The 259-nt window shown below is 35.9% G+C and carries 1 protein-coding gene; it reads right to left on the bottom strand.

All coding sequences use genetic code 11. The annotated features are described in order from the left end of the window. Positions 1 to 259: lamin tail domain-containing protein (locus ACY2RT_RS15445; RefSeq protein WP_490156814.1), on the bottom strand; the 259-nt coding region annotated here is incomplete at both ends.

Raw genomic sequence — 259 nt, forward strand, 5'->3', positions numbered from 1 at the left:
AAAGTAAAATCTCCCAGGATAGGGCTCACAGCCGGGAAAAGCACTTGAAAATCTGTTAAAGACTGAGCTAAAACCAGATAAGAACCGAGTTGCATTGTTGTTCCGTTAGGAATCACAAATTCGTGTAAGTCGTCGTCATCCTTGAATAACCAGTTAGAAATATTTACAGCATTACTTCCATTATTGTATAATTCTATCCAGTCTTTTACGTCAAAATCTGCTGAGTCTTTATAATTTATTTCAGTAGTAATAATCCCTG

It is taken from the genome of Ulvibacter sp. 2210JD10-4 (assembly GCF_058148525.1).